Source organism: Streptomyces sp. BL1 (assembly GCF_057628045.1).
The window spans coordinates 6572024-6587306 of sequence record NZ_JBXYWZ010000002.1 but is presented as its reverse complement, the minus strand read 5'-3'; the positions used below and the strand labels follow the sequence as shown (position 1 = coordinate 6587306).

The window sequence follows — 15283 nt, the reverse complement described above, 5'->3', positions numbered from 1 at the left end:
CGGCACTGCAATGGCGCACTACGACTACGACGTGATCGTGATCGGATCCGGCTTCGGCGGCGCGGTGTCCGCGCTGCGGCTGTCGGAGAAGGGCTACCGGGTCGGGGTGCTGGAGGCCGGCCGCCGCTTCACCCGCGACACCCTGCCCAGGAACTCCTGGGACCTGCGGAAATACCTGTGGGCACCGCGTCTTGGCCTGTACGGGATCCAGCGCATCCACACGATGAGCAATGTCATGATCCTGGCAGGCGCGGGGGTGGGCGGCGGTTCGCTGAACTACGCCAACACGCTGTACGTACCGCCGCCCGCCTTCTTCCAGGACCCCCAGTGGGGCCATATCACCGACTGGCAGGAGGAGTTGAAGCCGTACTACGACCAGGCGCAGCGGATGCTCGGCGTACGGCTCAACCCGACCACCACCGAAGCGGACCGCTATCTGCGGGACACCGCGGAGAGGATGGGCGTCGGCGACAGCTTCCATCTCACCCCGGTCGGCGTGTTCTTCGGCGACGGGAAGGACGCGGGCGGCGCGGTGGAGGGGCAGGCCGGTGAGGCCGTGCCCGACCCGTACTTCGGCGGCGCGGGCCCCTCCCGCACGGCGTGCACCGAGTGCGGGAGCTGCATGACGGGCTGCCGGCTCGGGGCGAAGAACACCCTCAACGAGAACTATCTGTATCTGGCGGAGCGGGCCGGCACCGTCATCCACCCGCTCACCACGGTCACCGGCCTGGAGGAGCACGGCTCCGAAGGCCGGGACGGCTTCACCGTCACCACCGTGCCGACGGACAAACGGCGCCGGGGACGGGAGAGAACGCTGCGCTGCCGCAAGGTGATCGTGGCGGCCGGTACGTACGGTACGCAGACGCTGCTGCACCGGATGCGGGACGAGGGCTGGCTGCCGCGGCTGTCGCCGAAGCTCGGCGAGCTGACCCGTACCAACTCCGAGGCGCTGGTGGGCGCGGTGACCTTCCCGCACCGCTACCGCAAACGGGCCGGCAAGGGCGCGGAGCTCGACTTCACCAAGGGCGTCGCCATCTCCTCGTCCATCCACCCGGACGAGAACACGCACATCGAGAACGTGCGGTACGGCAAGGGGTCCAATCTGATGGCCCTCATCTGCGTGCCCCAGTACAAGGTGGACGGCAAGCTGCCCAAGTGGATGGCGGCGGCAGGGGCGTTCCTGCGGCATCCGGTGCTGGTGGCGCGGGTGGCGACCACGTACCGCTGGTCGGAGCGGACCATCATCGGGCTCGTCATGCAGTCCCTGGACAATTCGCTGACCACGTTCCGCAAGGAAAAGGGCCTGGGCAAGGGCCTTCTGTCGGCCCGTCAGGGGCACGGCGCGCCGAACCCGGTGCACATCCCGGAGGGCGCGGAGGCGGTGCGGCACCTCGCGGACCGCATCAACGGCTTCGCCGGCACGAACCTCGGGGAGCTCTCCAACCGGCCGCTCACCGCGCACTTCCTGGGCGGCTGCCCCATCGCGTCGGACGCCGACCACGGCGTCATCGACCCCTACCACCGCCTCTACGGCCACCCCGGCATCTCCGTCGTCGACGGCTCCGCCGTCTCCGCCAACCTCGGCGTCAACCCCTCCCTCACCATCACCGCACAGGCCGAACGCGCCCTGTCCCTGTGGCCCAACAACGGCGAGGCCGACACGCGGCCCGCGCAGGACGCGGAGTACGTACGCCTCGACCCCGTCCCGCCCCGCCAACCGGCCGTCCCCGAGGGCGCGTTCGGGCAGCTGCTGCTCCCCGTACCGAAGGTGCCGCGGCGGGGGTCCGAGGGCGTGTGATCCGGATGCGCCGTGACGGGGCGTCGGCGGGTGCGGTTTCGCCGGGGGTTCGCGCAGTTCCCCGCGCCCCTTATAGGGGTCAGGTCTGTCGGGCGGTGTAGAGGTCGCGCAGCAGGCAGATCTCCGCGCCGTGGTGGAACACCTCGCGCTGGATGTGCAGCACCAGCGCGGCCATCGGCCGCTCCCCGTACGGCTCTTCGGCCGCCCCGCACGGCTCGGCGAGCCCCGCCTCACCGAGCCCGCGCACCCCGTCGGTCCAGCGCGCGTACGCCTCGCCGAGCCGCGTCAGGGCCTCGGCCGCCGTGGTGGCGTACACGGCGCTCTGGTAGTCGACGGGCGGCCCGCCGAAGTGGCCGGCGTTGCGGATGCCGAACACGCCCACCTCGAGGTGCGCCATCCGCCACGCGATGGTGGTGAACGGCGCGGGCACCGGCTCCGGATGGGCGAAGTCCACCAGAAGCTCCCCTGCCCCGGCGGCCATCGGCGTCTTCGCCTCCGCCCGGGGCCGCAGGCTCCAGCAGCCGGGCACGGGCTCCCAGAAATACTCGTCGTCGGTGAGCCCTTCGAGGCGGGGCCACAGCAGATGCTCCCAGTACCACTCCAACTGGTCCCGCAGCCGCGCGTTCCAGCCGAGCGCTTCGGTGTTCACGGTGCCGACCGGGTTGCCGGGGTCTGAAGCCATGCGCCCACGCTAGGCCGTCCCGGGTGGGCGGGACGGCCTTACGCGCGGAACGGGCCGGGTCAGAACGGGTAGTGGGGCTGTTCCGTGTGGAGGGTGAGCCAGCGGGTGTCGGTGAAGGACTCGATGCCCCAGCGGCCGCCGAACCGCCCGTAGCCGGAGGCCTTCACGCCGCCGAACGGCACCTGGGGTTCGTCGGCGACCGACTGGTCGTTGACGTGCACGATGCCGGTCCGTACGCGGCGGGCGACGCGCAGCCCGTGCGTGCCGTTCTCGGTGAGGATGCCGCAAGTGAGGCCGTGGTCGGTGTCGTTGACGAGGCGGACGGCCTCGTCGTCGTCGGAGAACGGGACGACCGTGCACACGGGCCCGAAGGCCTCCCCGTAGTAGAGGTCCATCTCCTTGGTGACACCGGTGAGGACGGTTGCCGGGTAGACCGCGCCGTCCGGTTCGCCGCCGCCCGTCAGGGCCTTGGCGCCCTTGCCGGTGGCGTCCTTCACGAGTGCGGCGACGCGCTGCGCGGCGGACGCGTTGACGAGCGGGCCGATCACGGTGTCCGGGTCGGTGGGCGCGCCCTGCGGCAGCGCGGCGACCTTCGCGGTGAAGCGTGCCGTGAACTCCTCGGCCAGCGACTCGTGGACGAGGATCCGGTCGCCGGACATGCAGATCTGGCCGGCGTTCATGAACACGCCGAAGGCGGCGGCGTCCACGGCGTGATCCAGGTCGGCGTCGTCGAGGACGACGATGGAGTTCTTGCCGCCGAGTTCGAGGACGGCGGGCTTCAGATGCTGCGAGGCGAGGTTGCCGATGACGCGGCCGACGCCGGTGGACCCGGTGAAGTTGACGGCCCGTACGCGCGGATCGCCGACGAGGGTCTCGGCGACGGTTGCCGCATCGTCCGGGGCGTTGCTGACGACGTTGAGCACGCCGGCCGGCAGCCCGGCCTCGTGCAGCACATCGGCGAGGAAGTAGCCGCAGGCCAGCGGCGCGTCCTCGCTGGGCTTCACCACGACGGTGTTCCCCGCGGCCAGCGGCGCGGCGACGGCGCGGATGCCGAGGATGAGCGGCGCGTTCCACGGGGCGAACGCGGCGACCACGCCGACGGGTTCACGTACGGCGAGGCTCAGCGTGCCGTCCTCGGACGGGGTGAGCACCTCGCCGCGCGGCGCGGACACGGCGGCGGCCGCCTCGCGCAGGATGCCGGCGGCGAGCGCCACGTTGAACAGCGCCCAGGGGCGGGTGCCGCCGGCTTCCGCCGCCATGAGCGCGGCGGCGTCCTCGCCGCGCCCGTCGAGGAGGTCGGCGGCCTTCAGCAGGATCGCCCTGCGGGCCCCGGGCCCGGTGGCGGCCCACGCCTCACGCGCTTCCTCCGCGGCGTCGACCGCCTTCGTGACATCGGCCGCTCCGGCGGCGGCGACGGTGGCGTACACGTCACCGGTGTACGGGTTGACGTCCTCGGTCGTGCGCGCGGACTCCGCGTCCACGTGCGCTCCGCCGATGAACAGCTTCCGCTGTACGGTCACTTCTTCTCCTTTTGAGCGTGTTGTTCCACCCTCACACGGCGCTGGTCTCCCGCGCGGAAGGGGTGGCTCCGGAACCGTCGCGGGTGCCGCGCCGGGCCCGGACCGCCAGGGGGACGAGGGCGATGGTGAAGGCGCCGAGCAGACCGGCGGCGGCGAAGGCGGTGAAGCCCCAGCCGGCCGTGCCGTTGGCGAGGACCGCGCCGCCCAGCCACGGCCCCACGATGGCGCCCGCGCGGCCGACTCCGGTCACCCAGCCGAGTCCGGCGGCCCGTTCGGCCACCGGGTAGGTCGCGTTGCTCGCCGCGTACACCATCACCTGCGCGCTGAACAGCCACACTCCGGTGATGAACACGACGGCGTAGGTCAGGCCGACGGGCATCTGTTCGCGCAGCAGCAGCGCCCCGCCGGCGGTCAGGACGAACCAGATCGCGGAGACCCGTACGGCGCCGAACCGGTCGGCGGTACGGCCGGCGACGAGCATGCCGAGGATGCCGCCCGCGTTGATGACGAGCAGGAAGCTGACCGACGAGGTGAGCCCGTAGCCGGAGGCGCGCATCAGCTGCGGCAGCCACGTGCTGACTCCGTACACGAGCAGCAGTCCGCAGAAGGACGCCGCCCACAGCAGCGGGGTCGCCCAGCGGGTCTCGCCGCGGAACAGGCCGAGCACCGCGGCGACGGTGCCCTTCGCGCTACCCTCGGGGGCCTCGGCGGGGGCCGGGCGGGACAGTCCGTACCGGTCGGCGACGGCGTACGCGGCGTCCGTGCGCCCGCGCGCGAGGAGCACGGTGGGCGATTCGGGCAGCAGCTTCAGCAGCAGCGGTACGGCGATGACCGCGGGGAGTACGCCGGCCCAGAACACCCAGCGCCAGCCGGCGGAGGGGCCGAGCAGCATGCCGATGCCCGTGGCCGCCATACCGCCCGCGTGGTACGAGGTCATGAGCAGTCCGGTGGCGAGCGCGGCCCGCTTCGGCGGGGCGAACTCGGCGACCATGGCGAGGCAGATGGGCATCAGGCCGCCCAGTCCGAGTCCGGCGAGGAAGCGTCCGCCGCCGAACACGGCCGCGGACGGCGCGAGGGCGCACACGGCGGATCCGGCGGAGAAGAGCAGCACGCTCCACACGAGGATGGGCCGGCGGCCGAGCCAGTCGGTGAGAGTGCCGCCGGCGAGCGCGCCGATCAGCATGCCGAAGGTGGTCCAGCTGCCGACGGTGCCGGCGGAGGACTCGGTGAGTCCGAGGTGCGGGTCCTCCAGGAGGTGCGGCATGACGGCGCCGTAGATGTTGACGTCCATGCCGTCGAAGAAGACGGCCAGCCAGCAGAGCGCCAGGACGGGGCCGACGGTACGGAAGCTGCGCGCGGCGGGCGGGATGGACGGTCTCGCGTCGTTGGGAGACATGGAGCGGTATTCCGTTCTGCGCGGGGGCGGTCGGGCTGTCAGTCGAGGGGGAGGCCCGTGTAGTTCTCGGCAAGGTCGGCGGCGGCGTGCCGGGACGTGGCGATGCGCTCCAGCTGGGCGACGCTGAGCCGGTCGTCGAAGGGAGTGGCGTCGGGGTGCCGGTGCAGCATGGTCGTCATGAAGTAGCTGAACCGTTCGGCCTGCCAGACCCGCCGCAGACAGGTCGCGGAGTACGCGTCGAGCAGCTCGTCGGAGCCGGTCCGCTGCCGGTGTACGAGGGCGCGGGCGAAGGTGACGGCGTCGCTGACGGCGAGGTTGAGGCCCTTGGCGCCGGTGGGCGGCACGATGTGCGCGGCGTCGCCGGCGAGGAACAGGCTGCCGTGCCGCATGGGCTCGTGCACGTAGGAGCGCATGGGTGTGACGGAAGTCGACGTGATGGGGCCGCGTTTGAGGCTCCAGCCGTCGTCGGTGGCGAGCCGGCGGTCCAGTTCGTCCCAGATCTCGTTGTCGCTCCAGTCCTTCGGGTCGGTGTCCGAGGGCACTTGGAGGTAGAGCCGGGAGACCTGGTGGCTGCGCATGCTGAGCAGGGCGAAGCCGCGGTCGCTGCGGTTGTAGACGAGTTCGTCGTGGGAGGGCGGCACGTCGGCGAGGATGCCGAGCCAGCCGAACGGATACTCGCGCTCGAACACGCGCGACAGCTCCGCCGGGACGGCCTCGCGGGAGACGCCCCAGAATCCGTCGCAGCCGACGACGTAGTCGCACTCCAGGGTCTGTTCGGTGCCCTCGTGGGTGAAGTCGACGCGGGGCCGGTCGGATTCCGCGTCGCGCACGGCGTGCGCCTTCGCCTCGAACAGCACCGGTACGCCGTCCTGCGCGTGCAGCGCGACGAGGTCTTTGACGACCTCGGTCTGCGCGTAGACCATCACGGACCTGCCGCCGGTCAGGCCGGGGAAGTCGATGCGGTGCCGGCGGCCGTGGAAGCGCAGCTCGATGCCGTCGTGCGGGATGCCCTCGCGGTCCATCCGCTCCGCGGCGCCGCATTCGCGCAGCACGTCGACGGTGCCCTGTTCGAGGATCCCGGCCCGCTGCCGCTGCTCGACGTACGCACGGTCGCGTGCCTCGAGGACGGTGCAGTCGATGCCCGCGGTGTGCAGCATGCGCGCGAGCAGGAGTCCGGCGGGACCGGCCCCGATGATGCCGACGGTGGTGCGCATCGGTCTTCCCTTCGTGCGTGTGCGCCGTACGGCGCTTTTCCCTTTGTCGCGCTGTCCGGCCCTGGCGTTGCCGGGCTTGTCGTCCGGTCTCGGCGTCATCCGGTCTGGCGTTGTTTTCGGTGGGGCTCTTCACACAGGCCTGTTCGCCTGGTGAACTTTCGTTCATAATGTTCTTGGCGGGAGTCTCCGGCTGCCGGGAGCCGGTGTCAACGGTCTTGCGGGGTCCGGTTTTCCGGCGCCCCTGCCGGCCGGCAGCGGAGGCGTGCCCCGGGGCGAGCGAGGAGATGCGGAACGGATGACGGCACAGCAGGGGCGGAACGGCCGCGGCAAGGCGTCCGGCGCGGCGGACTCCGGTACGGCAGAAGATCCCGCGGCGGAGAGCGCGGCGGTGTCCGTACGCCCGCTGGAGCGCGGGCTCGCGGTGCTACGCACCATGTCCTGGCCGGGCTGGGAGAGCGCGCGCCCCGGGGAACTGGCCCGCGAGACGGGCCTGGCCCGCTCGACGGTGGACCGGATCGTCGCGACCCTGGACCGGCTCGGCTGCCTCCGCTTCGACGGGCGGCAGGCGGAGCTCGCCGTGCCGCTGATGGAGCTGGGCAACGCGTATCTCGCGGCGAGCGGCCTCCCGGACGCGCTCGCCGCCGATGTGGAGGAACTCGCCGACCGGTTCGACGAGTCGGTGTCCCTCGCCGTGCCGGACGGTGACGGGGTGCGGTTCATCGCGCAGGCGACACGGCGGCGTTCGATGTCGCTCGCGTTCCGCATCGGCGACGCGCTGCCGGCCGAACGGTGCGGCCCCGGCGCGGTGTTCGCCGCCACCTGGGGTACGCCGGAGTGGGCGGCGTGGCGGGCCCGGCACGCGGCGGACCCGCACGACACGGGGTTTCCCGCGGTGCCGGCCCGTCAGGAGCCGGAGTGCGAGCAGGACTTCGCACGCCGCGCCGCGCACGCCCGCAGCGAGGGCTGGGCGCCGGACGACCAGCTGATCGAGCCGGGCCTGGTGGCGGTCGCCGTGCCGGTGCACGCCCCGGACCGCACCGTGGCGTGCGCCCTGAGCACGGTCAGCCATACGAGCAGGCACTCGGCGGAAGGCCTGGCCGAGGCGGTACTGCCGGCGCTGCGACGCGCCGCGGCGACGATGGAACGCACCCTCGCGGAGCGGGCGGGCGAACAGGCCGACAGGGCAGGCGACTTGGACTCCGCACAAAGCCTCCCCCTGGACGGAAAGGCCGAGTTGGGGGCCGGGTTCCTGCAGTCGCTCGCCCGTGGACTCGCGGTCCTGCGCGCGCTGGGCGCCGCGCGGGGCGGCGGGATGCCACTGACGGCCGTGGCGGAGGCCACGGGGCTGCCGCGGGCCACGGCACGCCGAGCCCTGCACGCGCTGCGGGGGCTGGGCTATGTCGCCTCCGACGACGGCCTGTTCCGGCCCCTCCCCCGGGTGCTGGAGCTCGGCTACGCCCATCTGACGGGCCTGCCGTTCCCCGACATCGTGCAGCCGCACCTGCGCGAACTGGTCACCCGCGTCCACGAGTCGGCCTCCGTGACGGTCCTCGACGGGACGGACATCCTGTACGTGGCGCGGGTGCCCACGATCCGCATCATGAGCGCCAACATCACGCTCGGCACCCGCTTTCCGGCGTACCCGACCGCCATGGGCCGCGTGCTGCTCGCCGGGCTGCCGCCCGCGGAGAGCGCCCGCCTCCTGAAGGAGTCGGAGCCGCGGCCCGTGACCCGGCACACCGTGACGTCGCTGCCGGAGCTGCGCCGCATCGTGGCGGACACCGCGGCGGCCGGACACGCCGCCGTGGACGAGGAGTTGGAGGAGGGCCTGCGCTCGGTCGCCGTCCCCCTGCACGGCGCGGACGGCCACGTGGTGGCCGCGCTCAACGTCGCCGGCCACTCCGGAACGGCCCCCCTGGACACGACCCGCGAAGCGCTCCTTCCCGCGCTTCGTGAGACGGCCACGGCGATCGAGACCGACCTCCGGACGGCGTCCCGCCATCACCGTCTGCGGATCCCCTGACGGGGGCGCGCCCCCTGTGCGGGGCAACCCCCCTCAGCGGGGCGCGGGCCCTGTGCGGGGCAGCCCCTTAGCGGGGCGTGGCTGCGCCTGCTTTAGGTGCGGGGGACGTTGACCTCGCGGGTGCGGTCCGGTGTGCCCACCCGTTCCGCCCCCAGGGCGGACCAGCTGCCCACACCGGGGTGGGGCACCGGGCCCACACCGGGGTGGGGCGTTGGTCCGACAGCGCAGAGCGGGCCGGCTGCCCACGCCGGGGCGGGAGGCGGGCCCCACAGCGCAAAGCGGGCCCCAGCCCCCCTCCCACCCCCACCTTTGCGTGACCGCGGGTGGGGGTGGGGGCGCAGGGGGCGCCCCGGGACAATAAAGCGTGATTTTCGGGCCGTGCACAGCCAATGACCGGCCGGCCCGAACATGACCGGGGGCGCGGCCCGTAAATCATGCGTCCCGGGGTCCCCCGGAGCCACCACCCCCACCCCCGCACACCGCAAACCGCCCCCACCGCCGCACCCCAACCCCACCGCAACCATTGACAAGCTTGTGCAACACTGCGAATCATGACGCCCGTTGCCCCACCAACCCGCCCCACCCGCACCGCGAGGGGAGTGTCATGACGGCCACGCTCACCGATGTCGCCAAGCGCGCCGAGGTCGCACTCTCCACCGCTTCCCGCGCGTTCAGCGAACCCCGCAGACTCGGCCCCGAGACCTTGCGCAAAGTCCTCACCGTTGCACAAGAGTTGGGCTACGAGCCCCCCGCACCCCGCGCCGCCGAACAGCGCGCCGAGACCGCGACGACCGCGACGGCCACCGTCGCGGTCGTCGTCCCGGACATCGCCAACCCCGTGTTCGGCGCGTTCGTCCAGGCCGCGCAGAACGAGGGCTGGTACCGGCGGCAGACCGTCGTGCTCGCCGCCACGGACTTCAGCCCGGACCGCGAGCGCGAAGTGCTCACGCATCTGCGTGACCAGGCGGACGGCCTCGTGGTGTGCTCGCCCCGGCTCGACGCCGACGAGGTGCTCGCCCTGTGCGGCCGTACGCCCGCCGTCCTCGTGAACCGCGAGACCGGCGGCGCCGACTGCGTGATCACCGACGCGGCGGACGGGCTGCGCCAGACGGCCGACTATCTCGCGGCGCTCGGGCACCGGAGAGTCGCGTACGTACAGGGCACCCCGCACTCGTGGTCCAACGCGCACCGTGTGGAGCTGCTGCACGCCCAGGCGGAGCGCTCGGGGCTCGAACTGGAGCTGCTGGGCTGGCAGTCGGAGACCGTGGCCGGCGGTACGGCCGCGGCGGCCGGGGTGCTGGCCTCCGGCGCGTCCGCCGTCATCACGCACAACGACCTGGTCGCGCTCGGCGTGATCTCCGGGGCGCGGGCGCTGGGCGTGAGCGTCCCGGACGACCTGAGTGTTGTCGGCGTGGACGACATCCCGTTCGCCGAGGTCTCGCATCCGGCGCTGACCAGCATCGCGGTGCCGATGGGCCGCGCCGGCTCGCTCAGCCTCGACTTGCTGGGCCGCTCACTGTCCGGCGACCGGCACACTCCGCGCACGCTGCGGCTGCCGACGCAGCTCGTCGTCCGCGGCTCGACGGGGCCCGCAGCGCCTCAACTTCCGCAACAGACCCGCGTATCCGCAGGAAGGAAGTGACGTGCAGAACGCACAAGGGAGTCCAGCGACAGACGGCGGCGGCATACGAACCAACGGCGGCGAAAGCTCCGATCCCCTCCACGTGGTGGTCACCGACTCGAATCTCGCCCCGCTGCGCGAGGAGTTCGAGGCCGCACTGCCCGCGGGCACCGCGACAAGCTGGCCGGACACGCGGGACACCGCGGCGGTCGAGGCCGCACTGGAGGACGCGGATGTCCTCGTGTCGAGCGTGTGCACGGCCGCAACGGCCGCCGCGGGCAAGGGACTCCGGCTGGTGCACGCCGCAGGCGCCGGCACCGACAAGATCGACGTCGCCGCGCTGCCCGCCGGCACGCAGGTCGCCAACACCTTCCACCACGAGGACTCGATCGCCGAGTACGCGCTGTCCGCCGCCGTGCTGCTGCGCCGCGGCTTCCTGCGGCAGGACGCGGCGCTGCGGCGCGGCGAGTGGGACTCTCCCGCGTACGACCCGAGTTCGCCGTGGCGGAATTCGCTGGCGGGGGCAACGGTCGGGTTCGTGGGCTTCGGGCACATCGGTGCCCGCGCCTGGGAACGGTTCCACGCGTTCGGCGCGCGGGGCGTGGCCGTCACAGGCCGCGGCGGCACCGACGCCGAGGCGCACGGCCTGGACTGGTCCGGCACGACGGACGACCTCGGAGCGCTGCTGGAGTCCTCCGACGTGGTGCTGGTCTCCGCGCCGCTCACCCCGGCGACCACGGGCCTGCTCGGCGCACCCGAACTCGCCCTGATGAAGCCGGACTCCGTACTCGTGAACGTCGGCCGGGGCCCGCTCGTCGACGAGGACGCGCTGTACGCGGCGCTCCGCGACCGCACGCTCGGCGCCGCCGCGATCGACGTCTGGTACGGCTACCCGGCCACAGGTCACACGGCAGCCCCCAGCCGGCACCCCTTCGACCAGTTGGACAACGTCCTGATGACACCGCACTCCTCCGGGCTCACCCGGCAGACCTTCACGGGCCGTGCCGCCGACATCGCGGCGAACATCACCCGGCTCGCCGCCGGCCGGCAGCCGCACAACGTGGTGGCGGTGGCCCGATGACCGGCCAGGACACGATCGTCTCGGCCGAGGTGCTGGTCACCAGCCCGGGCCGGAACTTCGTCACCCTCAAGATCACCACAGCGGACGGTGTCGTCGGCTGGGGCGACGCCACCCTCAACGGGCGTGAACTCGCCGTCGCCTCCTACCTCCGCGACCACCTCGCGCCACTGCTGACCGGCCGCGACCCGGCCCGTATCGAGGACACCTGGCAGTACCTCTACCGGGGCGCGTACTGGCGGCGCGGGCCCGTCACCATGACGGCGATCGGCGCGGTCGACCTCGCCCTGTGGGACATCAAGGGCAAGGTCACCGGGCAGCCCGTCTATCAACTGCTGGGCGGCGGCGTACGGGACCGCATCCTGTCCTACACGCACGCGACCGGCTGGGACGTACCGCAGCTCCTGGACTCCATCGACGCACAGCGCGAGCGGGGCTTCCGGGCCGTACGGGCACAGTCCGGGGTGCCGGGCCTGGACAAGGTGTACGGGGTGAGCAAGGGCGCGAAGGGCTACGAGCCGGCGGGCCGCGGAGCAGCGCCCGTCGAGGAGACGTGGGACACCGACGCGTATCTGCGGCACGCCCCGCACGTACTGGCCGCCGCGCGTGAACACGTGGGCCCCGAGCTGAAGTTGCTGCACGACGTGCACCACCGGCTGACCCCGAACGAAGCGGCGCGGCTGGGCCGCGATCTGGAGGACGTGCGGCTGTTCTGGCTGGAGGACGTCACCCCGGCGGAGAACCAGCAGGTGCTGCGGCACGTACGGCAGCACACCACCGTGCCGCTCGCGATCGGCGAAGTGTTCAACACGGTCTGGGACTTCCAGTCCCTCATCACCGAGCAGCTCATCGACTACGTCCGTGCGTGTGTCTCGCACGCCGGCGGCATCAGCAACCTGCGGCGCATCGCGGCCCTCGCGGACGTGTGGCAGATCCGGCTCGGCCCGCACGGTCCTTCGGACGTGTCGCCGGTCGCGCTCGCCGCGTCGCTGCACACCGGGCTGGCCACGCCGAACTTCGCGATCCAGGAGTACATGGGCTACGAGCCGCTGGTGCACGAGGTGTTCCGGCACGCCTGGAGCTTCGAGGACGGCCATCTGCACCCCGGGGACGCGCCCGGCCTCGGTATCGAGGTCGACGAGGAACTGGCCGCGCGCCACCCGTACGAACCCGCCTACCTGCCCGTGGCGCGCCGCCGCGACGGCTCGATGACGGACTGGTGACCGCGACCGTGCGACAGACCCAGCAGACTCAGCACGCTCAGCAGCAGGCAGGGCAGCAGGCCGCCCTCCCCCGCCTCGGTGCCGTCACCGTGCCACCGTCGGCACTCACCCAGCCGCACGTCCCGGAGCGCACCGGCATCGTGCACCTCGGCCTCGGCAATTTCCACCGCGCCCACCAGGCCGTCTACACGGCCGAGGCACTCGCGCACGAGGACGGCCCCTGGGGAGTTCTGGGAGTCGCCAACCGCTCGGCCGGTATCGCGACAGCGCTGCGCGAACAGGACATGCGCTATGCGGTGGTCGAGATCTCCCCCGAGAACACCCGCGTCTCCGTTCCGGCCGTGCACACGGACGCGCTCGTCGCCGCACAACAGCCGGACGCCGTACTGGACGCGATCGCGGCCCCGGACACGGCGATCGTCTCCCTCACGGTGACCGAGCACGGCTACACGTACTCGCCGCGCACCCACGGACTCGACCTCGACTCCCCTGCCGTGCAGGCGGATCTGCGCGGCGACGGGCCGCCCGGCACCACCATCGGGCAGATCGTCCGCGGTATGCAGCGCCGACTGCGCTCCCACGCACGGCCGGTCACCGTGCTCAGCTGCGACAACCTGATGAGCAACGGAGCTCAAACACGCCGTCTGGTACGGGAGTTCACGGCCGCACTGCCCAGGGCCGAAAGGGATGAACTGGCACGCTGGCTGGACAGCGAGGTCACGTTCCCCAACTCCATGGTCGACCGGATCGTGCCCGCCACCACGGACGCCTACCGCGACGCCGTCGCGGAACACCTGGGCGTACGGGACGCGGTGCCGGTGCCCGCGGAACCGTTCACCATGTGGGTCATGGAGGACCGGTTCGCCGCGGGCCGGCCCCCATGGGAGCACGGCGGCGCGGTGTTCACCGACGACGTCGAACCGTACGAACTGCTCAAGCTCCGCCTGCTGAACGGCACGCACTCGCTCATCGCCTACCTGGGCGCACTGGACGGCTGCGGCACCATCCCGGAGTCGGTCCACCGTCCGTTCGTCGCGGACGCGGCACGCCAGGTCCTGTACGGCGACTACCTGCCGACGCTCACCGTGCCGGACGGCGTCGAACTCGACGCGTACGTACAGCAGTTGTTCGGCCGCTGGGCCAACACGGCGCTCGGGCACCGCACCCGGCAGGTCGGCTCGGACGGTTCGGTCAAGCTCCGGCAGCGCGTACCGGAACCGGCACTGCTCCACCTCCGCAACGGGCGGATGCCGCACCATCTGGCGCTCACCGTGGCCGCGTACCTGTGCTGTGTGGCGCCGCCGGACGGCTTCGAACCCGGCCCGCACGCGGCCCAGATGGAAGATCCGGCACGCACCGCACTGGCGGCGACAGCGGGCCGCGACATCCGCACACACGTGGACGCGGCGCTCAGCACCGGACTGCTCGGCGACGAACTGCCGCACCGCCCCGAGTTCACGGCCCGCGTGGCCGAACTCGCAGACGTCATCGTGCGCCACGGCCCCGCAGCCGCGGCAGCCGAGGCCGCCCAGGCATCCGAAACGGGGTCGCAACCGGCCCACTGACCCAGCCCCTCCCCGGCAAGCTCCCCTCCCCTCACAAGGACGTGAGACTGTGACAGCTCCCGCCACCACCCGAGCCGCCGTCCTGCACGCCGCCGGTGAACTCCGCGTGGAAGACGTGCCGTTGAGGGCCCTCGGCCCGGACGACGTCCTCGTCGCCGTCGACGCCGTGGGTGTCTGCGGCTCCGACATGCACTACTTCCACGACGGCAGGAACGGCCAGAACGTCCTGCGCACGCCCACCGTCCTCGGCCACGAGGCGTCCGGCACCGTCACCGCCACCGGCCCCGGGGTGTCCCTGGACGTCGGTACGCGCGTCGCCGTGGAACCGGCCGTGGGCTGCGGCACCTGCGCCGTCTGCCGCTCCGGGCGCTACAACCTGTGCCCGGACGGCACGTGCTACGGCTCGCCGCCCACCCACGGGGCGTTCTCCGAGTACGTCATCGCCCCCAGCCGCGCCGTACATCCGCTGCCGGACTCCGTGTCCCTCGAACTCGGCTCCCTCATCGAGCCGTTGGCGGTCGCGGTATGGGCGGTCCGCCGGGCCGAAGTGAGCTTCGGCGACCGTGTGCTGGTCACCGGCGCGGGGCCGATCGGCATCCTCGTCACCCAGGTGGCCCGCGCGGCCGGCGCCACCGAAGTCATCGTCACCGACGTCAACGACGCGCGGCTGGCACGCGCCCGCGAACTGGGCGCGACCGACGTGGTCAACACGGCCGATCACGACCTCGAACTCACGGGCATGGACCGCCTCCTGGAGTGCTCGGCCCACCCGGCCGCGCTCTGGCAGGGCCTGCGCACACTGCGGCCCGCGGCCCGCGCCACCGTCGTCGGCCAGGCCCCGCCCACGGTGGACGGGCTCCCCCTGGCCCACCTCCAGCGCTGGGAGATCGACCTGGTCACCGCGTTCCGCTACGCGCACGCGTTCCCCGCTGCGCTGGCGCTTGCCGCGGACGGCCGTGTGGACCTTGCCGGCGTCCTCACCGGCCGTTTTCCGCTCTCCCGCACGGTGGAGGCGCTGCGCGCGCCCGCGGAGGACCCCACCCACCTCAAGGTCATCGTCCGCCCCTCCGACGCAACGACCTGACACCGAGGTGTGGGCAGTCGTTCCGCAGGGGCGGAACGGGTGGGCACACCGGAACCGCCAGCCGCGAGGCCACGTCCCC

At 72.6% G+C, this 15283-nt stretch carries 11 protein-coding genes; 7 read left to right on the top strand and 4 right to left on the bottom strand.

The features are described from left to right. Nucleotides 1-10 precede the first annotated feature (10 nt). Complete coding sequence (locus AC3AGO_RS28845) at nt 11-1798, top strand: GMC oxidoreductase (protein WP_487823172.1); 1788 nt, start codon at nt 11-13, stop codon at nt 1796-1798. A gap of 79 nt (nt 1799-1877) precedes the next feature. Here AC3AGO_RS28845 and AC3AGO_RS28840 read toward each other — a convergent pair whose 3' ends face one another. Genes AC3AGO_RS28840 through AC3AGO_RS28825 form a run of 4 tightly spaced genes read right to left on the bottom strand, consistent with a single transcriptional unit; the run spans nt 1878 to nt 6610 of the window. After that, the gene (locus AC3AGO_RS28840) at nt 1878-2480 is read right to left on the bottom strand and encodes a DinB family protein (RefSeq protein WP_487823171.1); all 603 of its coding nucleotides are present in this window, start codon (nt 2478-2480) and stop codon (nt 1878-1880) included. Nucleotides 2481-2539: 59 nt separating this feature from the next. Next, nucleotides 2540-4000, bottom strand: a complete 1461-nt coding sequence (locus AC3AGO_RS28835) for an aldehyde dehydrogenase family protein (protein WP_487823170.1) — start codon at nt 3998-4000, stop codon at nt 2540-2542. A gap of 31 nt (nt 4001-4031) precedes the next feature. Next, nucleotides 4032-5396 carry an MFS transporter gene (locus AC3AGO_RS28830; RefSeq protein ID WP_487823169.1) on the bottom strand — a complete coding sequence of 455 codons (1365 nt, stop codon included), beginning with the start codon at nt 5394-5396 and terminating at the stop codon, nt 4032-4034. A 38-nt stretch (nt 5397-5434) separates the two neighbouring features. Continuing rightward, the gene (locus tag AC3AGO_RS28825) at nt 5435-6610 is read right to left on the bottom strand and encodes a 4-hydroxybenzoate 3-monooxygenase (RefSeq protein WP_487823168.1); all 1176 of its coding nucleotides are present in this window, start codon (nt 6608-6610) and stop codon (nt 5435-5437) included. A 295-nt stretch (nt 6611-6905) separates the two neighbouring features. On the opposite strand from AC3AGO_RS28825, the gene AC3AGO_RS28820 reads away from it, so the two are divergent. The 6 genes from AC3AGO_RS28820 (at nt 6906) to AC3AGO_RS28795 (ending at nt 15204) form a co-directional block, all read left to right on the top strand. Continuing rightward, nucleotides 6906-8633, top strand: a complete 1728-nt coding sequence (locus AC3AGO_RS28820) for an IclR family transcriptional regulator domain-containing protein (RefSeq protein ID WP_487823167.1) — start codon at nt 6906-6908, stop codon at nt 8631-8633. Between the two features lie 604 nt (nt 8634-9237). Further along, entirely contained in the window at nt 9238-10275 is a 1038-nt protein-coding gene (locus tag AC3AGO_RS28815; RefSeq protein ID WP_487823166.1) for a LacI family DNA-binding transcriptional regulator, read from the top strand. Between the two features lie 85 nt (nt 10276-10360). Further along, the gene (locus tag AC3AGO_RS28810) at nt 10361-11335 is read left to right on the top strand and encodes a 2-hydroxyacid dehydrogenase (protein ID WP_487823165.1); all 975 of its coding nucleotides are present in this window, start codon (nt 10361-10363) and stop codon (nt 11333-11335) included. Beyond that, nucleotides 11332-12555, top strand: a complete 1224-nt coding sequence (gene manD / locus AC3AGO_RS28805) for a D-mannonate dehydratase ManD (protein WP_487823164.1) — start codon at nt 11332-11334, stop codon at nt 12553-12555. Before AC3AGO_RS28810 ends, manD begins: the two co-directional genes overlap by 4 nt. Beyond that, complete coding sequence (locus AC3AGO_RS28800) at nt 12552-14120, top strand: mannitol dehydrogenase family protein (protein WP_487823163.1); 1569 nt, start codon at nt 12552-12554, stop codon at nt 14118-14120. Before manD ends, AC3AGO_RS28800 begins: the two co-directional genes overlap by 4 nt. A gap of 49 nt (nt 14121-14169) precedes the next feature. Beyond that, a complete protein-coding gene (locus AC3AGO_RS28795; RefSeq protein WP_487823162.1) occupies nt 14170-15204 on the top strand; it encodes an NAD(P)-dependent alcohol dehydrogenase in 1035 nt (344 codons plus the stop codon). Nucleotides 15205-15283 lie beyond the last annotated feature (79 nt).